This window comes from Xanthomonas sp. LMC-A-07, from assembly GCF_030208825.1.
Classification (GTDB): Bacteria; Pseudomonadota; Gammaproteobacteria; order Xanthomonadales; family Xanthomonadaceae; genus Xanthomonas; species Xanthomonas campestris.
Map to the genome: position 1 here is coordinate 341606 of NZ_JARVTF010000011.1, position 19171 is coordinate 360776.

Consider the following 19171-nt stretch of genomic DNA (forward strand, 5'->3'; position numbering starts at 1 on the left):
ATTTCCCTCTTACTCAAGACGATTACCGCAATGTTGAAGATCGAAAATCTCCACGCCAGCATCGCCGGCAAAGACATCCTCAAGGGCTTGTCGCTGGACATCCAGCCCGGCCAGGTGCACGCCATCATGGGGCCCAACGGCGCCGGCAAATCGACCCTGGGCAATGTGCTCGCCGGTCGCGATGGCTACGAAGTCACTGCCGGCAGCGTGCAGTTTGAAGGCGCCGACCTGCTCGACCTGCAGCCGGAAGAACGCGCCGCGGCCGGCCTCTTCCTGGCCTTCCAGTATCCGGTGGAAATCCCCGGCGTGAACAACACCTACTTCCTGCGTGCCGCGCTCAATGCGCAGCGCAAGGCGCGTGGCGAAGAAGAGCTGGATTCCATGCAGTTCCTCAAGCTGGTGCGGCAGAAGCTGGCGGTGCTACACCTGAAGGACGAGCTGCTGCACCGTGGCGTCAACGAAGGGTTCTCCGGCGGCGAAAAGAAGCGCAACGAGATCTTCCAGCTGGCCGTGCTCGAGCCGAAGTTGGCGATCCTGGATGAAACCGACTCCGGTCTGGATATCGATGCACTCAAGAGCGTGGCCGACGGCGTCAATGCGCTGCGCTCGACCGAGCGTTCGTTCCTGGTGATCACGCATTACCAGCGCTTGCTCGACTACATCAAGCCGGACGTGGTGCATGTGCTGTCCGATGGGCGCATCGTGCAGAGTGGCGGCCCGGAGCTGGCGCTGGAACTGGAAAAACACGGCTATCACTTCCTGAAGGACCGTGTGGTGCCGGAGGCCGCCGCCTGATGAGTGCCTTGTTGGAATCCCTTGCCAGCGGGTTTAGCGGCAACGCTGCACGGCGCGCCGAACTCGACGCGGCCTTGCAGACCGGCTTGCCCGGCCCACGCGCCGAAGCCTGGAAATACACCTCGCTGCGCCAGCTGGAACGCCGCAGCTTCCAGCCTGCACCGTTGGTGCCGGCGCTGATCGATGCCGCGGTGCTGGATGAGATCCCCACCCCGCGCCTGGTGTTCGTCAATGGCCGTGCGTCGGATGCGCTGAGCGATCTGTCCGAACTTCCGGCAGGCGTGCAGGTGCAGACGCTGTCGTCCGCACTGGCTGCCGATGAATCAGCGCAGCAGCTGCTTGGCCGCCGCTTTGAGCGCAGCGATGAAATCTTCGCGCGTCTGAATGCCGCGCTGGCCGATGAAGGCGCGCTGGTGCGCGTGGACGCGGGCATCAAGGTGGCGCTGCCGCTGCAGCTGGTGTTCGTCAGCGTGGCCGGCGAGCACGACCTGGCCTGGCACCACCGCCATCTGATCGAATTGCGTGCCGACGCCGCGCTCGGCGTGGTCGAGCACCACCTGCATGTGGGCGATGCAGCGCATCTGGACAACAGCGTGATGCATGTCCATCTGGCCCAGGACGCTGTGCTTTCGCACGCACGCGTGCAGGCCGATGGCACACGCGCCACCGCGTTCGCGCGGACCGATGCGGTGCTGGCGCGCAATGCGCAGTACCAGCGTGTGGACCTGGAGCTGGGCGCAGGCTTGTCGCGGCACGAACTCAATGCGCGGCTGGAAGGCAACAATGCACGGCTCACCGCCAATGGCGTACTGCTCGGCAACGGCCGCCGGCATGTGGATACCCGCCTGGGCATCGAGCACATCGCCCGCGACACCGCCTGCGAGCTGGTCTGGCGCGGCGTCGGCGCCGACCGCAGCCGCGTGGTGTTCCACGGCGGCATCCATATCCGCCAGGGCGCCGATGGCACCGATGCACGTTTGTCGAACAAGAACCTGTTGCTCTCGGACAACGCCGAAATCGACACCCAGCCGGTACTGGTGATCGACGCGGACGAAGTGCAGGCCGCGCACGGTGCCACCGTGGGTCAGCTCGACGACAACGCGCTGTTCTACCTGCGCTCGCGCGGGTTGCCGCAGCAGCAGGCGCAGCGCTTGCTCAGCGCCGCGTTCTGCCATGAGCCGTTGCGCGCACTGCCGTCGCCATTGCGCGATCTGCTGGCCGTGCAGCTGGACCGCGCCCTGAATTCGGCGGGCGTGGCATGAACGCCTCCGTCGCCGCCACTCCGGCACCGGACTGGGAGCGCGTACGCTCCGATTTCCCGCTGCTGATGCGGCAGGTGCACGGCAAGCCGCTGATCTATTTCGACAACGCCAACACCGGGCAGAAGCCGCTGCAGGTGATCGCTGCCACCGACGAGTTCTATCGCCGGCAGAACGCCAATGTCAGCCGCGCGGTGCATGCACTGGGCACCGAAGCCACCGACGCGTTCGAAGGCGCACGCAGCAAGCTGGCGCGTTTTCTCAACGTGCGCGCCGACGAGCTGGTGCTGTGCAGCGGCACCACCTTCGCGATCAATCTGGTGGCCTATTCCTGGGCGCTGCCGCGCCTGGCGCCGGGCGATGTGATCCTGGTGTCGCGCATGGAGCACCACGCCAATATCGTGCCGTGGCAGTTGGTCGCCCAGCGCACCGGCGCCACCATCCGCGTGGCCGAGATCACGCCTGAGGGCGCGCTGGATCTGGATGCACTGCGCAAGGCGATGACCCCCGAGGTCAAGCTGCTGGCGATCACCCACGTGTCCAACGTGCTGGGCACGGTGAACCCGGTGCGCGAGATCTGCCGTGAGGCACGCAAGCGCGGCATCATCACCGTAGTGGACGGCTCGCAAGCCGCACCGCACCGCCGCGTCGACGTGGCCGGCATCGGCTGCGATTTCTACGCCATCACCGGCCACAAGATGTGCGGCCCCACCGGCACTGGCGCACTGTGGGCGCGCCGCGAACATCTGCAGGCCATGCCGCCGTTCTTGGGCGGCGGCGAGATGATCAAGGAAGTGAGCTTCGAAGGCACCGTATTCAACGACGGCCCGCACAAGTTCGAAGCCGGCACGCCGAATATCGCTGGCTTCATCGGCCTGGGCGCGGCGGTGGACTATCTGGACGCAGTCGGCCTGGCGCACGTGGAAGCGCGCGAGACCGAACTGCTCGCGCACTTCACCGAAGAGCTGCAGCGCATCGACGGCCTGCGCATCTTCGGCACCACGCCGGACAAGGCCGCGGTGGTGTCGTTCCTGATCGAAGGCGCACATGCGCACGATCTGGCCACCCTGCTCGACCTGGAGGGCGTGGCCGTCCGCTCCGGCCAGCACTGCGCCCACCCGCTGCTGCAGTACTACGGCGTGGCCGCCACCTGCCGCGCCTCACTGGCGTTCTACAACACGCATGACGAGATCGAGCGTTTTGTTGCCGCGTTGGTGAAGGTGCGTCAGCTTTTGGGCTGATTGACTGCGGGAATCGGGAATGGAGGATCGAACAAGCGGCTCTCCCACATGCTGTCGCTGGTCGACAGAGGGGAAGTAGCTCATTGAGCGGCGTAACGCTTTTCCCGATTCCCGATTCCCGATTCCCGATTCCCGATAAACTGTTCCACATGCAGACCACCACCTTCCGCACCGCCACCGTCGACGATATCGATTCCATCGTCGCGCTCGTCACCTCCGCCTATCGCGGCGACAGCAGCCGCGTCGGCTGGACCACCGAAGCCGACATCCTGGACGGTGCGCGCATCGACCCGGCGGTGTTGCGGCAGGACATCCTGCGCGACCGCAGCCTGGTGCTACTGGTGGAACAGGACGGCGCCCTGGTAGCCTGCGCGCATGTTGCCGACGAAGACGGCGCCGGTTACTTCGGCATGTTCTCGGTCAGCCCCACCCTGCAGGGCGGCGGTATCGGCAAGACCGTGCTCGCCGAAGCCGAACGCATTGCTGCCACCGAGTGGGCCTTGCCGCTGATGCGCATGACCGTGATCGACGTGCGCAACGAACTCATCGCCTTCTACGAACGCCGCGGGTATCGCCGCACCGGCGTGTCCAAGCCTTTCCCCTATGGCGACGAGCGCTTCGGCGTGCCGTTGCGTCAGGACCTGCGCTTCGAAGTGCTGGAGAAGCCGCTCGGCGAGGCCGCGTTGTGAGCGACAGCTGGACCTTTGTCTGCGCCAGCGGCGAGTTACTGCCGGGCGAGCTGAAGACCGTGTGGGATGAAGTGACCGATGCGCCGATCGTGGTGTTCAACCTCGACGGCGCGCTGTACGCGCTGGAAGACCGCTGCAGCCACGAAGATTACGAACTCTCGCCCGGCACCTTCGACGCAGCCGCCGGCACCATCGAGTGCCTGCTGCACAGCGCGCGCTTCGATATCCGCGATGGGCGTCCTCTGTGCGCCCCGGCCTACTCCGCAGTGCCCAAGTTCCCGGTGAAGCAGGAACACGGCGGTATCTGGACCCGCGACGACCGCTGAGCGCAGTGCCCAGCCGCCAACGGCAGCGCACCGCAAGGCCTCAATCTTTCAGCCGTATGCCATCCATCGGCAAAGATTGCAAAGAAGAATGATTTGCATTTAAGATCGCAGCCCTTCAGGCCTTCTTAACAACTGGCCTTCCTGCGATCCCATGCGCCTGCCCGTGTCCATGCCTTTTTCTTCCTGGTGTTCGTCCGCCCTGTGCCATTTGGCGCAGCGCTGCCGCGTGCCCGGACGCCGGGCCTGGCAGCAGGCGGCATCGGACTGACAGGCGCGCATTCCCTTCCCGCATCCGCCGAGCCATCGCCAGGCCGAAGCATCGCTTCCCTCTTCGAGACGTCCCATGACTCCCAGGATTTCCCCGCTCACTTCGGCCGTGTTGCTGACGCTGTCCGCTCCTGCCTTCGCCCAGCCTGGCGACGCGCCGGCACCTCCGGGCGCAGTGGATCTGGATGCGGTCCGGGTGCAGCAGGAACGTGCGCAGAAGCCGTCCTCGCCCAAGTACACCGAGGCGCTGCGCGACACCCCGCAGACCATCACCGTGGTCACCAAGCAGACCATGGACCAGCAGAACCTGCTGTCGCTGCGTGATGTGCTCAGCACCCTGCCCGGCATCACCTTTGGCGCGGGCGAAGGCGGCGGCGGCTATGGCGACAGCATCAACCTGCGCGGCTTTACCGCCAGCAGCGACATCACCACCGATGGCGTGCGCGACAGCGCGCAGTACAGCCGCAGCGACACCTTCAACCTGGAAGCGGTGGAGCTGATCAACGGCGCCAACTCGGCGATGTCCGGTGCCGGCTCGGTGGGCGGCAACATCAACCTGGTGACCAAGACCGCCGGCCAGGGCGACTTCACCAACGTGCTGATCGGCGGCGGCAGCGACCGCTACGGCCGCCTCACCGTCGACAGCAACTACGACTTCGAAAACGGCACCGCGGTGCGCTTGAACGCCATGGGTCACACCCAGGACGTGCCGGGCCGCGATGAGGAATTCCGTCATCGCTGGGGTTTTGCGCCGTCGGTGGCGTTCGGGCTGGGCTCGGACACCCGCTTCACGCTGAGCTACCTGCACCAGCACGACAACAACCTGCCGCAGTACGGCGTGCCGTTCGCGCTCAGCCCGTTCAACGATGGCCCGCTGCCGGGCGTGGACCGCGAAACCTATTACGGCTATCGCAATGTGTCGCGTCAGGAAATCGACGTGGACATGCTGACCGGCGTGCTGGAAATGGACTTCGACGACAACGTCAAACTGCGCAGCCTGGCGCGTGTGCAGCGCGTGGACCAGACCACCACGGCCACCGCGCCGGAAGGCACCTGGTGCCTGCCCAACAATACCAACGCCTACACCGGCCGCGCCTGCGTCGGCCAGCCGCCGTCCACCTGGAACCCGAACAGCGGCCCGCGCGGGCTGGTGCGCGACACCGAGAATTTCATCGCCCACAGCCAGACCGACCTGACCGCCACCCTGCACACCGGCGCCATCGAGCACCGCGTGGTCGCCGGCGTGGCCTTCAGCAAGGAAGATTTCGAACTCGATAGCGGCAGCATCTTCCGCAATGCCGACGGCTCCACCACCGGCATCACCTACCCGCTGCAGACCTTCGACAATCCGTACAACATCTGGACCGGCCCGCAGAACTATTTCCGCACCGGACGCAGCAAGGGCAGCCTGACCAATCAGGCGGTGTACCTGTTCGACACGCTGCAGTTCAACGAGCAATGGATGCTCAACCTGGGCGGCCGTTACGAACACAACGAAGGCGACAGCACCACCTACACCGTCAATGCCACCGGCGGCGTGACCGGCGTCACCCCGGGGTTCCCGGCAGGCAGCGAGGAGGATCTGTTCTCCTACCGCGCCGGCCTGGTGTTCAAGCCGGTCGACAACGCCAGCCTGTATCTGTCCTACGCCAACAGCAAGACCCCGTCCAAGGCCTCGGTCAATGGCTCGTGCACGCCGATCGCCACTGCCACCGCCGGCGCCAACTGCAATGTGGAGCCGGAAAGCGCGGTCAATATCGAACTCGGCGGCAAGTGGGACGTGTTGAACGAGCGTCTGGCACTGACGGCGGCGGTGTTCCGCAACGAGCGCGAAAACTACAAGGTCAACAGCGGCGACCCGTTGATTCCCGAGCAGGTGCTCGACGGCAAGGCACGCGTGGATGGCATTGCGCTGGGCGCGGCCGGCTACCTGACCGAGCGTTGGTCGGTCTTCGCCAACTACACCTTCCTGGACAGCGAAGTGCTGCAGAGCGTCTCCAACCGCACCGCCAGCCTCACCGGCGACCCGATTGCCGGACGCGAACTGGTGCAGACCCCGCGCAACGCCGGCAATCTCTGGACCACCTATCAGCTCAACGAGTGGACGTTCGGTTACGGCGTCAATTACCAGGGCAGCTTCTATCCGAACAACACCTCGACCGCGGTCTACCGCAAGACCGACGCATACTGGGTGCACCGTGCGATGGTCGGCCTGCGCGTCAACGACTGGCTCAGCCTGCAGTTGAACGTCAACAACCTGTTCGACGAGGAGTACTACACCAGCATCCGCAACAACCTCACCGTCAACGCCGCGGGCACCGTCACCGCCGGCAGTGGCTGGGCGTTGCCGGGCGATGGCCGCTCGGCGGTGTTGAACGCGACCTTCAGTTTCTGATCCATCAACGCGCCGTCCGCAGTCCGCGGACGGCGTGGAGACCACTGCATGTTGTTGCCCATTCCCGACGTCCTGACGCCCGCCCAGCTGAGCCAGCTGCGTGAGCGTTTGGACGCGGCCGACTGGGCCGATGGCCGCATCACCGCCGGCCATCAGTCCGCGCAGGCCAAGGACAACGCGCAGTTGCCCGAAGACAGCCCGATCGCGCGCGAGGCCAGTGCGCTGGTGCTCGACGCGCTGTCACGCAGCAGCACGTTCTTTTCCGCCGCGCTGCCGCGCCGGATCTATCCGCCGCTGTTCAATCGCTACAGCGGCGGGCAGTCGTTCGGCTACCACGTCGACAATGCGGTGCGTTACGACCGCAGCCGCGGTGGCGCCGATCCGGTGCGCACCGACGTCTCCGCCACACTGTTCCTCAGCGACCCCGAGAGCTACGACGGCGGCGAGCTGGTGATCGAAGACACCTACGGCACGCAGTCGGTGAAATTGCCGGCCGGGCATCTGGTGATCTACCCCGGCACCAGCCTGCACAAGGTGCTGCCGGTGACGCGTGGCACGCGCATGGCGTCGTTCTTCTGGATCCAAAGCATGCTGCGCGACGATGCACAGCGCCGCCTGCTGTTCGAGCTGGATGTCTCGATTCGCCGGCTTACCCAAGACACTCCCGGCCACCCTTCGCTGATCCAGCTCACCGGCGTGTATCACAACCTGCTGCGGCAATGGGCCGATGTCTGAGCCGGTGCTGGACACCGCGCAGGTGATCGCCGCACTGCGTACGCAGCCCGCGCAGGCGGTGGCGTTGCTGCGCAAGGCGGCCGATCGCCAGGACGTGGCCGCACAGCTGCTGCTCGCACAACTCTACGCAGAAGGGCGCGGCGTCGCGGCCGATCCGATCCAGGCGATGCTGTGGTACGAAGTGGCCGCCAATGCCGGGCATCCGGAAGCGATGAACCAGCTTGGGCGCTGCCACGAACTGGGCTTCGGCACGCCCTGCAATCTGGAACTGGCGGCGCTGTGGTTTCGCCGCGCCGCCGCGCATGGCCTGGACTGGGGCATGTACAACCTGGCGCACCTGTACGCCTCCGGCCGCGGCGTCGCGCAGGACCACAGCCAGGCGTTGGCGCTGTATCGCCGCGCTGCCGAACACGGGCACGCCAAGTCGATGAACTTTGTGGCGCGCTATCTGGAGCAAGGCCTGGCCGGCGCTGCAGATCCGCACGCCGCCCGCGACTGGTACCGCCGCTCCGCCGAGGCCGGCGATTTCCGCGGGCAAGCCGGTTTTGCGACGGTGCTGGCCGACGACGGCGACATCGATCAGGCCGAAGCCTGGATGCGCCGCGCCATCGCCGGCGGGCATGCCGGGTTCCTGCGCCAACTCACCCCGCTGTTGGCCGCCGCTTCACAGCCCCGCCTGCGCGCATTGCTGAGCGAAGTGCGTGCGCGGCAGTTGCCTGCGCCGCCCGCTGCCACCACGGCGGCGGCCTGACCCACATGACGCCCGCCTCCTCCACCGATCAGCTCGGCGCCGCGCAACAACGGCGCGGCTTCTGGCTGCGCATGCTGCACCAGTGGCACTGGATCAGTTCGGCGGTGTGCCTGATCGGCATGCTGCTGTTTACCGTCACCGGCCTCACCTTGAATCACGCCGCGCGCATCGAAGCCACTCCTTCGACCGAGCACCGCACGCTTACGCTGCCTACCGCGTTGCTACAGGCCTTGGGCGCGCGCCAGGAAGGCAATGCGCCACTGCCGCCACACGTCGCACAGTGGCTGGGCCGCGAACTGGACATCAGCGTCGGCACGCGCGAGGGCGAATGGTCGCCGGAGGAAATCTATCTCGCACTGCCGCGCCCCGGTGGCGATGCCTGGCTGAGCCTGGACCGCAGCACCGGCGCGGTGGAATACGAACGCACCGGGCGCGGGGCGATCGCCTACCTCAACGATCTGCACAAGGGCCGCAACGCCGGGCCAGCCTGGGGCTGGTTCATCGACGTGTTCGCCATCGCGTGCCTGGTGTTTTGCATCACCGGCCTGTTTTTACTGCACCTGCACGCGCGCCAGCGGCGCATGACCTGGCCGCTGGTCGGCCTGGGTTTGCTGATTCCGCTGTTGCTTGCCCTGTTGCTGATCCACTGACCCTCGCCTCCGGAGACGACCATGCGCGCCACCTTGACCATCGCCCTGAGCGGCCTGCTCGCCATGCCGGCGTATGCGGCCACGCTCGATATCAACGTCGAGATCCCCAAGCTCAATGTCGCCGAATACCACCGCCCGTACGTGGCGATCTGGGTCGAGGGCGCCGACCAGAAGGCCGCTGCCAATCTGGCAGTCTGGTACCAGTCCAAGGACACCGCCGAAGGCCATGGCACCAAATGGCTGCCGGACCTGCGCCAGTGGTGGCGCAAGAGCGGGCGCACCCTGGAGGTGCCGGTCGACGGCGTCACCGGCCCGACCCGCCCCGCCGGCGCGCACGCGTTGTCCTTCACCGATACCAAGGGTGCGCTGAAGTCGCTGCCGGCCGGCCAATACACGCTGGTGGTGGAGGCCGCGCGTGAAGTGGGCGGCCGCGAGTTGGTCAAGGTGCCTTTCACCTGGCCGGCCACCGCTGCACAGACGGCCAAGGCCAGCGGCAGCAGCGAACTGGGCACGGTCAGCCTGGTCGCAAAGCCCTGACCGTGCGCTGCGCGCGGTCGCTTGCACGCGCTGAGTGCGATGCGAGCCCCCCACACGCACGGCGTTATTCGATCTTCCACGCATTCACGCGGCGCAGCTGTGCGCTGACCAGACACGCGACCACCGCCCTCATCTTCTGCAAGGAGTTGCCATGAAACGTCCTCTCGTCCTGATCGCCCTGCTCGCCGCACTGCCGGTCACCGCCCTCGCGCATAAGGCCTGGTTGCTGCCTTCGCAAACCGTCATTGCCGGCGAAGCACCATGGATCACCGTCGATGCCGCGGTGTCCAACGACCTGTTCTATTTCAACCACGTGCCGCTGCGGCTGGACAACCTGACCATCACCGCGCCCGATGGCAGCGCGCTCAAGCCGGAGAACCCGGCCACCGGCAAGTACCGCAGCGTGTTCGACCTGCAGCTCACCCAGCCCGGCACCTACAAGCTCAGCATCACCAATGCCGGCCTGTTCGCCAGCTGGAAGGAAGACGGCAAGCCCAAGCGCTGGCGAGGTAACGAAACCAGCTTTGCCACCGAAGTGCCGAAGAACGCGCAGGAGCTGCAGGTCTCCCAGTCGCTCAATCGCGTGGAAACCTTCGTGACCCGCGGCGCGCCCACAACGACCGTGTTCAAGCCCAGCGGCAAGGGCATCGAGCTGATTCCGGTCACTCACCCCAACGACCTGGTCGCTGGTGAAGCCGCGCAGTTCACCCTGCAGCTGGATGGCAAACCGGCGGCCGGCCTGGAGATCGAAATCGTGCGTGGCGGTACCCGCTACCGCGATGCGCAGAACGAGATCAAGCTCAAGACCGACGCCAAGGGCGGCTTCAGCGTGACCTGGCCGGAGCCGGGCATGTACTGGCTGGAAACCACCACTGAAGACACCAAAACCTCGCTGCCGCAGGCCAAGCAGCGCCGCCTGGGCTATGTCGCCACGTTGGAAGTGTTGCTGCAGTAATCACCGCACGCGCGCCACTGCATTGATCCGATGACCAAGGCAGTGGCGCTGTTGAGGCGGCACATGCTATCGGCGTGTACCGTCTGCCGCGTGCGCAGCGCACGCGGCACCAACCGACGCATCCTCTGCTGCTTCAAAGACACGCCGCGTGATGCAAACGGCACGTTCGCGCGTCACCCTGGCTGCCTCAAGGCAGCGCCTGCTCGAGCGGTCCACACATGCACCCAGTTTCTTCCGCAGATGACGCCGTTGCCACGCTGGGCGGCCGCAGCATGGGCACCACCTGGAGCGTGAAGCTGGTGGCGCCGCGCGTGCGCGACCTGCATCCGTTGCATGCGGTGATCCAGGGTGCGCTCGATCGCGTGGTCGCGCAGATGAGCACCTGGGACGCAGACTCGGACATCACCCGCTTCAACCGTGCCGCCGCCGGCACCTGGCAGCGGTTGCCGGACGCGTTCCACCGCGTGCTGACGACGGCGCTGGAGATTGCGCGTGCCAGCGATGGCGCGTTCGATCCAACCGTGGGCCCGATGGTAGACCTGTGGGGCTTCGGTGCCGCCGGTGGGCCGCGCAAGGTGCCCAGTGCCGAGCAGATCGCCCTTGCCCGGCAGCGCTGTGGCTGGCAGCGCCTGCACCTGGACGCAGACCGCGCGCTGCAACCCGGCGCGCTTGCATTGGATTTGTCGGGCATCGCCAAGGGCTTCGGTGTGGACTGCGTGCAGCGCGCGTTGGCGCAGGCGGGCATCGCCAGCGCGTTGATCGATGTCGGCGGCGAGCTGTTTGGATACGGCCGCAAACCCGATGGCAGCGCATGGCGTGTCCTGGTGGAATCAGCGCCCGACGAAGACGCAGGCACCGCACTGCCCGCGCGCGTGCTGGCACTGGATGGCCTAGCCGTGGCCACCTCCGGTGACCGCTGGCACCGCTTCGAGGCCGGCGGCGTACGTTACGCGCATACCTTCGACCCACGCCTGGGCGCGCCGGTTGCGCAGGCAGCGGCCGCGGTCACCGTGCTGGCGCACGATGCGATGCATGCCGATGCCTGGGCAACCGCAATGACCGTGCTCGGTGTTGACGCGGGCCTGGCTTATGCGACGAACGCAGGGCTGGCGGTGCGCTTTTTGCAGCGCCGTGGCGCGGGTTTGCAGGAATCCATGAGCCCGGCGTTTGAAACGCATCTGGCCGCCGCATGAGCCTCGCCTCCCCACGCGTGTGGCTTGGCAACGGCGTCATCCTGCTGGCCTTGGCGGTACTGGCCGCCTGGTTGGGCAGCCTGCATGCGGGCCCGTGGTGGAGCGCCCCCGCCCCACACCGTTGGCAATGGGCGGGCCTCAGCCTGGCGGCTTACGCCATCGTCTGTTTCGGCCTGTGGCTGCGCGGGCGTCCACGCGTTGCGGCTGCGCGCGGCGATGACAGCAACCTGCTGATCGCCTGGGCGAGCCAGACCGGGTTCGCGCGTGAATTGGCCGAACGCAGCGCCACTGCCCTGCAGCAGGCCGGCGTCGGTGCGCATGCATTGCCGCTGGACGCGTTGGATGCCAATCAACTGTCGCGCGTGCCGCGCCTGCTCTGCATCGTCAGCACCACCGGCGAAGGCGATGCGCCCGATCACGTACAAGCAGCAGAGCGCACCTGGCTGGCCGGCAGCGATACCGATCTGGCCGCGCTACGTTACGCGGTCCTGGCACTGGGCGACCGCCGTTACGCGCAGTTCTGCGCATTCGGGCGGCGTCTGGATGCACGCTTGCAGGCGCAAGGTGCCACGCCCTTGTTCGCACGCATCGAGGTCGACAACGCCGAGCCGCAGTCCCTGCAGCAGTGGCAGCAACGGCTCGCCGAACTCGCACCGGCGCTGGCGACGCAGGCGGATTGGAGTGTGCCCAGTTATGCCGACTGGCAGCTGCAGCAGCGCGTGCATGTCAATCCGGGCAGCGCGGGCGCCGCGGTGTATCGCTTGCGCCTGATCCCGTGCGACGGTCATTTGCCGCAGTGGAGCGCGGGCGACATTGCCGAAATCCGCCCGCAGCATTCGCCACAAGTGGTGGAGACCTGGCTGCAGCGGCATCTGCTGGACGGCACCCTACAGGTGCAGGGGCGTTCGTTGCACGCCTGGCTCAGCGGCGCGACCCTGCCTGACGACAGCCCCGACATCACTTCGCTGGATGCATGGGTACACACGCTGGCAGCGCTGCCACACCGCGACTACTCGCTGGCCTCGCTCCCCGAAGAAGGCCATGCCGAACTGCTGATCCGCCAACACCTGCATGCCGACGGTACGCCCGGCCTGGGAAGCGGCTGGCTTTGCCGGGCGGCTCCAATCGGCGCGCGCATCGCGCTACGCGTGCGCACCAATCCCGGCTTCCACCCGCCCGCCGCCGCGCAACCGATGCTGCTGATCGGCAATGGCACCGGGATCGCCGGCTTGCGTGCACACCTGCGCGCGCGCATCGCCTCCGGTGCGCGCCACAACTGGCTGCTGTTCGGCGAACGCAACGCAGCCTACGACACGCTCTATGGCGCGGAACTCGAACACTGGCAGCGCGATGGCTGGATCGAACGACTGGACCGCGTCTATTCCCGCGACAGTAGCCAGCCGCATCGCTACGTTCAACACGCCTTGGCCGCCGCGGCGGCGGACGTGCGCGCATGGGTTGCGCAAGGCGCCTGCGTGTACGTCTGCGGCAGCCTGCGCGGCATGGCCCCGGAGGTCGATGCCGCCCTCGACAGCATTCTGGGAACCGACCTGAAACAGGCATTGCTCAGCAGCGGGCGGTATCGCCGCGACGTGTACTGATGGTCGTTGTTCCAAGCGAAACTCAACTGCCCGCAGGTCGATGCCACCCTCGACAGCATTCTGGGAACCGACCTCAAACAGGCACTGCTCAGCAATGGGCGGTATCGCCGCGACGTGTATTGATGGTCGTTGTTCCAAGCGAAACTCAACTGCCCGCAGGTCGATACCACCCTCGACAGCATTCTGGGAATCGACCTCAAACAGGCACTGCTCAGCAATGGGCGGTATCGCCGCGACGTGTATTGATGGTCGTTGTTCCAAGCGAAACTCAACTGCCCGCAGGTCGATGCCACCCTCGACAGCATTCTGGGAATCGACCTCAAACAGGCACTACTCAGCAGCGGGGGGTATCGCCGCGACGTGTACTGACGGTCGTTGTTCCAAGCGAAACTCAAATGCTGTACGGATAGGTTGCGCTTTACTTGCCGGCCGCAGTGCAGCGGCTCCCGTGGATCTGCAGATGCAACTGCCCTGTGAAGCTGCACCTGCATCTGCACCTAAAAGTCCGCCACCTCAACCAGCCGGGCTCACCCGGATCGCCAGCAGTTCGCCGCCGCCATCCAGCACGAAGCGGCTGCGCGTTTGCGCCGACAACCACGCGGTGTCACCGGCCAGCAACGGCGGCAACCCACTGTCACGGCCAAAATTGGCCTGCCCGGTAAGTAGATGGATCGCCCAGGCACTGCCGGGGTCGGCAAAGAACAGCATCGTGCCCACCAGCGGGCGGTGCAGCAGCTCGGTCTGCAACACAGCGCGCCGCCACATCAGGTTGAAGTCCTGCGTCGGCCCGTCGCTCAGCACGGCAGTGACCGCCTCCTCGCCCGCGAACCGCAGCCGCTGATACGGCGGCAGCAAGCTGTGCTGCCGCCCGTCGCCAAACTGCAGCTGCATGCCATTGCCACGCAGCAACACCAGCTCGCGGTCGATCCCGGGAAACGCGGAGAACGCCGCGTCCTGTTCGATCTCGGCAATCGAAAGCCGCAGCGCCCAGGCATCGTCGGGCTCTCCCAGCCGCAGGATCTCGCGGGTCCAGCCCAACTGGTTGCGCCACCGCTCACGGCGGTACTCGGTGGCCGGGATCACCCGGCTGCTCAGGTCTGTCAGCTGCATCGGCGCATTGTGCACGAAGCGCTAGAGCGTGGTCCCGGCTCCGTGCACGTTTGCCGTTTGCCGTTTGCCGTTTGCCGTTTGCCGTTTGCGCCGGCATTCAACATGCCATGCGACAAATCTGCACGACCGCCGCAGCTTCATGAAAAACCGTGTGGGCCGCCGACAACCCGTTGATCTACACAGCCGAAGCGGACTTCGTCGGCACCCACACCGTCACCCACTCGGTCACCGATGCAAGATGACGGCCAGTACGAGCATCAGCCTGGTGGTGTCCAAGAACCCGCCCCAGGACAATGCGATGAGCATTATCGTTGGTACGTCGGCCTCCACCGGAAGCGTCCAGGCCGGTGGCTACATCGTGATCAACCTGGGTGCGTCCAGCCAGCCCGTGATCGACTGGACGGCGACGGCCGGAACGTACCCGACAGGCCTGGGGAATACGGGATGGACCGCGCTACTGGGCGGCGCGGTGTCGGGGATCGCGATCTGCTGGTTGCGCAAACAGGTTTGGTGGTGCGACGCGACTGAGCGATGGCCGCCGCCTCCGATGGGCGGCGGCCGTTGAAATCGTCATATTGGGCAAGATGTCCCAAGAACCGGAGAACGCTGCATGCAAGCCCGTCGATTGATCCTGATCGCCACCATGACCCTGGGATTATTGATGAACCACTCATCCGCCGCGCAAGGTCGTCCTTCCGTTACCAAAGTGCCTGATGCCGGCACGTCGCAGCAGATCCCCGAAGGTCGGCCCATTCCTCAACAGTGGCCTCATATCGGCATGTCGATGCGGGCGCTGGAACGCGCTTACATCGAATCCTATGAGCAGTCTGGATTCCGCCTGGCAAACCGCCACAGGCGGTCGTATCCCAAAGGCATTTGGAATATCGAGCTCGTGTTCCAGCTGAAGACTGCGCCGAAGGGATCTGACGCACCTGGCACTACGCTCAGTATCTTGATCAGTCGGCCGGACACATGTGGCTGCTCCGTTACGAGAGAAAGTTTCGTAGGGCCCGATGCCTATAGTCCGGATCCGACATTAGTCGCACGGGGAACGCGTGCGCTCATCAAAGCCGATACGGCCGCTTTGGCAAAGGTCCGGCAACGGTTGGGAATGAGCTTGCCTGCTATCGATACGCTTACACCCTGACACTACTGCCTCCGCGACACGCGCTGTCCCTCCGCAGCAATAGTGAATACCAGTGACGACGGCTTAGCCGACTCAGGCCGCCTGGGACATTTCACGCCCACACCTTGGCATACGTCTCCAGCGTTATGGGCTGCAGTCTACTGGCAGCTCGCAAACCCCTTGCGCGTTGCCGGCACCTGTCGAGTCTCGGTGCGTCGGCCTCTGCCCGAAGCGTCCAGGGCGGTGGCTACGTCGTCGTCAATCTGGGCACTTCCAGCCAACTGCGATCGACTGGACGGCCACGGCGGAAAAGTACCCGACGGGATCGGGAGCGCTGGATGATGGGCCGCACTGCTGGACAGCTCGGCGTCGGGGATCGATCTGCTGGTTGCGCAGACCGGCTTGGTGGTGCGGCGCGACAGAGCTGTAGCCGCCTCCTTACCGGGAGGCGGCCATTGAAATTCATATCAGGGGCAAGATGTCCCAAGAACCGGAGACCGCTACATGCAAGCCCGTCGATTGATCCTGATTGCCACCCTGACCCTGGGGTTACTGGTGAACCACCTATCCGCCGCGCAAAATCGTCCTTCCGTCCCCGCAGTGCCTGATGCCGGCACGTCACAGCAGGTCCCGGAAGGTCGGCCCATCGTCCCGGAGTGGACTCATCTCGGCATGTCGATGCGGGCGCTGGAGCGCGCCTACATCGAATCGTATGAGCAGTCCGGATTCCGGTTGGCCAGCCGCCATGTGTCGCCGCCGCCAGGCGACTGGTTGATCGAGCTCGTGTTCCAGTTGAAGAGTGCGCCGAAGGGACCCGGCGCGCCTGGCACCACGCTGCGCATCGCTGGCCCCCGATGCCCATGCGGCGTGAGCAGGCTAGACTTCACGTGGGCTGACTACGGTAGTTCCGATCTGGCGGCGTCCGCACGCGGACAACGTCTTCTCATCAAAGCCGATACCGCTGCGCTGGCAAAGGTCCGGCAACGGTTGGGGGTAAGCTTGCCCCGTATTGATATGCCCACACCTCCAGACTCACACAAGAGCACTGCATCGCCGCTCGCCGAGTGATGCTGGCGTCCACCTGACCCCGGCGTTTCTCATCCACAGCGCATCTCGCGGCACAAATTTGGTCAGAAAGCGAGACAGTCGGCGGCACGCCTCATACCGGCACGTCGCCGCGAGCCCTGGAACGCGCCGGCCACTCCGTGGACTGTTTCTTTACCGGAACCGACACGTTCACCTATGTGGTCAACGATGGCAAAAGCCACTTCCAACACCGCGACGGTCACGGTCACGGTGTTGGGCCCGAACCTGCCGCCGCTTGCGTTCGACGATGTGGTGGACCTCAAGGAGAACGGTTCGGTACGGATCGACCCAACCGCCAACGACTGGGATATCAACGGTGACGACCTGAAGGCCATGCTGGTCTGCGGCCCGAGCCACGGTCGCCTGTCGCTCAATCCGGACGGTACCTATACGTACACACCGGATGCCAACTGGTACGGCCTGGACGGCTTTACCTATCAGGCGTTCGACGGTCAGTACCGCTCGAACCCGGCAATGGTCTGGATCCGCGTGGCGCCTGTAAACCAGGCGCCGGTCGCAGCCGCGGATGCCTTCACCGTACGTGCCGGCGTGGCAACGCGCCTGGACGTGCTCGCCAACGACAGCGATGTCGACGGCGACGGCCTGACCGCGAAGCTCGCCACCTCGCCGAAGAACGGCACGCTTACCCGCAACCGCGACGGCAGCTTCAGCTATACGGCCAAGTCCGGCTTTATCGGGACCGACACGTTCACGTACGTTGCAACCGATGGCGCACTCGACTCCAGGCCGGTCACCGTCAGCATCACGGTACTGGCGCCGAACCGTGCGCCCGTGGCCAAGGACGACAAGGCCACCACCATGGCCGGTGCCGCCGTGCGCATCGATGTGCTCGGCAACGACACCGATGCCGACGGCGACCGCCTCGCCGCCCTGCTGGTCTGCGCACCGTCCCACGGCAAGCTGTCGTTGAATGCCGATGGCAGCTATACCTACACGCCCGACAAGGGCTGGTACGGCACCGACAGCTTCAGCTACCGGGCGACCGACGGCGATGCGCAGTCGGGCGTAGCCATGGTGAACATCACGGTGCAGAAGGTGAACCGCGCACCCACCGCCCAAAGTGCCTCGTACCAGGTGCAAAAGGACGGCAGCGTTCGGATCGATTTCGACTGCCTGGTCAACGACCCGGACGGCGACGCGCTGACGCTGAGCCTCACCAATCCGTCGAAGGGTTCACTGACGCGCAACCGCGATGGCAGCTATACGTATCGCCCGAAGAGCGGCTTCGTCGGTACCGACACGTTCACCTACTCGGTCAGCGACGGCAAGCTGACCGCCAGCGCGAGCATCACCCTGGTGGTGTCGAAGAACCCGCCCCGCGACAATGCGATGAGCATTGTCGTCGGTGCGTCAGCCTCTGTCGGAAGCGTCCAGGGCGGTGGCTACATCGTCGTCAACCTGGGAGCGTCCAGCCAGCCGGTGATCGACTGGACGGCCACGGCCGGAACGTACCCAACGGGACTGGGAAATACTGGATGGGCCGCGCTACTGGGCGGCACGGTGTCGGGGATCGATCTGCTGGTTGCACAGACAGGTCTGGTGGTGCGGCGCGACTGAGCGATGGCCGCCGCCCCCGACGGGCGGCGGCCATTGAAATTCATATCGGAGGCAAAGATGTCTCAAGAACCGGAGAACGCCACATGCAAGCCCGTCGATTGATCCTTATCGCCACCCTGACCCTAGGATTATTTGTGAACCACCCATCCGCAGCAGTTACTCCCGTTGGCGAAGTGCCTCATAACGGCATGTCACCGCAGGCTCTGGAACGAGCCTACGTCGAATCCTATGAGCAGTCTGGATTCCGCCTGGCAGGCCGCGACAGGCAGGTGGATCCCGGCGGCACCTGGACGATCGACCTCGTGTTCCAGTTGAACAGTGCACCAAAGGGACCCAACGAGCCTGGCACCACGCTTCGTCTCTCGGGCAGTCAACAAACCATATGCGCATGCGACCTGAGAAGGCAAAGCTTCGTTGGGCCTGATGCCGAAAGTCCCGATATGGCGGCATACGTTCGGGGACTACGTGTTCTCATCAAAGCTGATACGGCGGCGCTGGCAAAGGTACGGCAACGGTTAGGGGTGAGCTTGCCCACTGTGGATATGCCCATACCCTGACGCTGCTGCTTCTAAGATTCACGCTATGCCTGCGCAGCCATGGGAATAAACGGGCGGCCAGTGACAACGACTTAGCCGAGTCAGCCCGCTTGGAGAGCTCACTTCCCCATCCTGGCATGCCTCTCCAGCGTCCCATGGACTGCAGCCCGACAGCAACTCGGAAAACCCATAGCGCGTTGACGCCACCGGTCGAGTCTTGGCGCTTCGGCCGCTGTTGGACGGCCACGGCGGGAACGTACCCGACTGGACCGGGCAGCAGTGGACGGTCCGCGTTGTTAGGCGAGCCGCTGTCGGGAATCGATCAACCGGTTGCGTAGACC

19 protein-coding genes are annotated in these 19171 nt (G+C 65.4%); 18 read left to right on the forward strand and 1 reads right to left on the reverse strand.

Going from position 1 to position 19171, the window contains the following annotated elements:
* Positions 1-30: 30 nt before the first annotated feature.
* The 13 genes from sufC to QRM89_RS13015 all read left to right on the forward strand — a co-directional run bounded on the left by sufC (position 31) and on the right by QRM89_RS13015 (position 13394).
* A complete protein-coding gene (gene sufC, locus QRM89_RS12955; protein ID WP_285448191.1) occupies positions 31-795 on the forward strand; it encodes a Fe-S cluster assembly ATPase SufC in 765 nt (254 codons plus the stop codon).
* A complete protein-coding gene (gene sufD, locus QRM89_RS12960) occupies positions 795-2057 on the forward strand; it encodes a Fe-S cluster assembly protein SufD (protein WP_285448192.1) in 1263 nt (420 codons plus the stop codon). Before sufC ends, sufD begins: the two co-directional genes overlap by 1 nt.
* Positions 2054-3295 carry a cysteine desulfurase gene (locus QRM89_RS12965; protein ID WP_285448193.1) on the forward strand — a complete coding sequence of 414 codons (1242 nt, stop codon included), beginning with the start codon at positions 2054-2056 and terminating at the stop codon, positions 3293-3295. The genes sufD and QRM89_RS12965 overlap by 4 nt, the downstream gene beginning before the upstream one ends.
* A gap of 149 nt (positions 3296-3444) precedes the next feature.
* A complete protein-coding gene (locus tag QRM89_RS12970; RefSeq protein ID WP_285448194.1) occupies positions 3445-3984 on the forward strand; it encodes a GNAT family N-acetyltransferase in 540 nt (179 codons plus the stop codon).
* On the forward strand, positions 3981-4310 hold the full coding sequence (locus tag QRM89_RS12975) for a non-heme iron oxygenase ferredoxin subunit (RefSeq protein WP_014508448.1): 330 nt from the start codon (positions 3981-3983) through the stop codon (positions 4308-4310). The genes QRM89_RS12970 and QRM89_RS12975 overlap by 4 nt, the downstream gene beginning before the upstream one ends.
* Positions 4311-4653: 343 nt before the next feature.
* Positions 4654-6972 carry a TonB-dependent siderophore receptor gene (locus QRM89_RS12980; protein ID WP_285448195.1) on the forward strand — a complete coding sequence of 773 codons (2319 nt, stop codon included), beginning with the start codon at positions 4654-4656 and terminating at the stop codon, positions 6970-6972.
* A gap of 48 nt (positions 6973-7020) precedes the next feature.
* Complete coding sequence (locus QRM89_RS12985; RefSeq protein ID WP_228944678.1) at positions 7021-7707, forward strand: Fe2+-dependent dioxygenase; 687 nt, start codon at positions 7021-7023, stop codon at positions 7705-7707.
* Positions 7700-8458: a tetratricopeptide repeat protein gene (locus tag QRM89_RS12990; RefSeq protein WP_285448196.1), complete on the forward strand. Its 759-nt coding sequence runs from the start codon at positions 7700-7702 to the stop codon at positions 8456-8458. Before QRM89_RS12985 ends, QRM89_RS12990 begins: the two co-directional genes overlap by 8 nt.
* A 5-nt stretch (positions 8459-8463) precedes the next feature.
* On the forward strand, positions 8464-9108 hold the full coding sequence (locus tag QRM89_RS12995; RefSeq protein ID WP_274347324.1) for a PepSY-associated TM helix domain-containing protein: 645 nt from the start codon (positions 8464-8466) through the stop codon (positions 9106-9108).
* Between the two features lie 21 nt (positions 9109-9129).
* Positions 9130-9645, forward strand: a complete 516-nt coding sequence (locus tag QRM89_RS13000) for a DUF2271 domain-containing protein (protein WP_070690327.1) — start codon at positions 9130-9132, stop codon at positions 9643-9645.
* A 151-nt stretch (positions 9646-9796) separates the two neighbouring features.
* Complete coding sequence (locus QRM89_RS13005) at positions 9797-10600, forward strand: DUF4198 domain-containing protein (RefSeq protein ID WP_285448197.1); 804 nt, start codon at positions 9797-9799, stop codon at positions 10598-10600.
* 218 nt (positions 10601-10818) lie between these two features.
* Positions 10819-11793, forward strand: a complete 975-nt coding sequence (locus QRM89_RS13010; protein WP_285448198.1) for an FAD:protein FMN transferase — start codon at positions 10819-10821, stop codon at positions 11791-11793.
* Positions 11790-13394: a sulfite reductase subunit alpha gene (locus QRM89_RS13015; RefSeq protein WP_285448199.1), complete on the forward strand. Its 1605-nt coding sequence runs from the start codon at positions 11790-11792 to the stop codon at positions 13392-13394. Before QRM89_RS13010 ends, QRM89_RS13015 begins: the two co-directional genes overlap by 4 nt.
* A 513-nt stretch (positions 13395-13907) precedes the next feature.
* Here the strand turns inward: QRM89_RS13015 and QRM89_RS13020 are convergent.
* Entirely contained in the window at positions 13908-14504 is a 597-nt protein-coding gene (locus tag QRM89_RS13020; RefSeq protein ID WP_228418916.1) for a HutD family protein, read from the reverse strand.
* A gap of 238 nt (positions 14505-14742) precedes the next feature.
* Here QRM89_RS13020 and QRM89_RS13025 point away from each other — a divergent pair, with 238 nt between their 5' ends.
* The 5 genes from QRM89_RS13025 to QRM89_RS13045 all read left to right on the forward strand — a co-directional run bounded on the left by QRM89_RS13025 (position 14743) and on the right by QRM89_RS13045 (position 18851).
* Entirely contained in the window at positions 14743-15069 is a 327-nt protein-coding gene (locus QRM89_RS13025) for a hypothetical protein (RefSeq protein ID WP_285448200.1), read from the forward strand.
* A 45-nt stretch (positions 15070-15114) separates the two neighbouring features.
* Positions 15115-15651, forward strand: coding sequence for a hypothetical protein (locus QRM89_RS13030; protein ID WP_285448201.1), 537 nt, complete (start codon positions 15115-15117; stop codon positions 15649-15651).
* 483 nt (positions 15652-16134) lie between these two features.
* A complete protein-coding gene (locus QRM89_RS13035) occupies positions 16135-16698 on the forward strand; it encodes a hypothetical protein (protein WP_285448202.1) in 564 nt (187 codons plus the stop codon).
* A 186-nt stretch (positions 16699-16884) separates the two neighbouring features.
* Positions 16885-18294, forward strand: a complete 1410-nt coding sequence (locus QRM89_RS13040; RefSeq protein ID WP_285448203.1) for an Ig-like domain-containing protein — start codon at positions 16885-16887, stop codon at positions 18292-18294.
* 83 nt (positions 18295-18377) lie between these two features.
* Positions 18378-18851 (forward strand): hypothetical protein, encoded by a 474-nt coding sequence (locus QRM89_RS13045; RefSeq protein WP_153064896.1) that lies wholly within the window; start codon positions 18378-18380, stop codon positions 18849-18851.
* The last annotated feature ends 320 nt before the right edge of the window (positions 18852-19171 follow it).

Excerpts from the sequence above, each read along its gene's own strand:
- QRM89_RS12970 (WP_285448194.1), top strand. The coding sequence starts at position 3,445 with ATGCAGACCACCACCTTCCGCACCGCCACCGTCGACGATATCGATTCC.
- sufC (WP_285448191.1), top strand. The coding sequence starts at position 31 with ATGTTGAAGATCGAAAATCTCCACGCCAGCATCGCCGGCAAAGACATC.
- QRM89_RS12980 (WP_285448195.1), top strand. The coding sequence starts at position 4,654 with ATGACTCCCAGGATTTCCCCGCTCACTTCGGCCGTGTTGCTGACGCTG.
- QRM89_RS13030 (WP_285448201.1), top strand. The coding sequence starts at position 15,115 with ATGCAAGCCCGTCGATTGATCCTGATCGCCACCATGACCCTGGGATTA.
- QRM89_RS13015 (WP_285448199.1), top strand. The coding sequence starts at position 11,790 with ATGAGCCTCGCCTCCCCACGCGTGTGGCTTGGCAACGGCGTCATCCTG.
- QRM89_RS13010 (WP_285448198.1), top strand. The coding sequence starts at position 10,819 with ATGCACCCAGTTTCTTCCGCAGATGACGCCGTTGCCACGCTGGGCGGC.
- QRM89_RS12985 (WP_228944678.1), top strand. The coding sequence starts at position 7,021 with ATGTTGTTGCCCATTCCCGACGTCCTGACGCCCGCCCAGCTGAGCCAG.
- QRM89_RS12990 (WP_285448196.1), top strand. The coding sequence starts at position 7,700 with ATGTCTGAGCCGGTGCTGGACACCGCGCAGGTGATCGCCGCACTGCGT.
- QRM89_RS13035 (WP_285448202.1), top strand. The coding sequence starts at position 16,135 with ATGCAAGCCCGTCGATTGATCCTGATTGCCACCCTGACCCTGGGGTTA.
- QRM89_RS13045 (WP_153064896.1), top strand. The coding sequence starts at position 18,378 with ATGCAAGCCCGTCGATTGATCCTTATCGCCACCCTGACCCTAGGATTA.
- QRM89_RS13000 (WP_070690327.1), top strand. The coding sequence starts at position 9,130 with ATGCGCGCCACCTTGACCATCGCCCTGAGCGGCCTGCTCGCCATGCCG.
- QRM89_RS13025 (WP_285448200.1), top strand. The coding sequence starts at position 14,743 with ATGACGGCCAGTACGAGCATCAGCCTGGTGGTGTCCAAGAACCCGCCC.
- QRM89_RS12965 (WP_285448193.1), top strand. The coding sequence starts at position 2,054 with ATGAACGCCTCCGTCGCCGCCACTCCGGCACCGGACTGGGAGCGCGTA.
- QRM89_RS12995 (WP_274347324.1), top strand. The coding sequence starts at position 8,464 with ATGACGCCCGCCTCCTCCACCGATCAGCTCGGCGCCGCGCAACAACGG.
- QRM89_RS13020 (WP_228418916.1), bottom strand. The coding sequence starts at position 14,504 with ATGCAGCTGACAGACCTGAGCAGCCGGGTGATCCCGGCCACCGAGTAC.
- sufD (WP_285448192.1), top strand. The coding sequence starts at position 795 with ATGAGTGCCTTGTTGGAATCCCTTGCCAGCGGGTTTAGCGGCAACGCT.
- QRM89_RS13005 (WP_285448197.1), top strand. The coding sequence starts at position 9,797 with ATGAAACGTCCTCTCGTCCTGATCGCCCTGCTCGCCGCACTGCCGGTC.
- QRM89_RS13040 (WP_285448203.1), top strand. The coding sequence starts at position 16,885 with ATGGCAAAAGCCACTTCCAACACCGCGACGGTCACGGTCACGGTGTTG.